The 234-nt window shown below is 84.6% G+C and carries 1 pseudogene; it reads left to right on the forward strand.

Features of this window, described 5'->3' with window-relative positions:
- Positions 1-234, forward strand: a pseudogene (locus KVS67_RS13345) (hypothetical protein); the annotation flags it as partial.

A 234-nucleotide genomic window follows, 5' to 3' on the forward strand; every position in this document is an offset into this window, starting at 1 on the left:
CCACCAGCGCCAGGCACCGCAGCCGTCCCCCGCCTGGACGCCCGCGTCACCCGCCCCCGCCGGGGGCCCGGCGCCGACGTCGTCGACGTCGCCCGCCCCCGCCCCGCCGGCGGCCGGCTGGGGCGGCCGGGATGAGGAGCCGCCCGCCTGGGCCGACGCCCCCCCGCCCGAGGAGGCCCCGTGGGACCCGCTGCCCGCGTTCGCCCCGGACGCGGAGCAGGACGACTCGGACGG

Source organism: Micrococcus sp. GbtcB5 (assembly GCF_019091605.1).
Classification (GTDB): Bacteria; Actinomycetota; Actinomycetes; order Actinomycetales; family Micrococcaceae; genus Micrococcus; species Micrococcus luteus.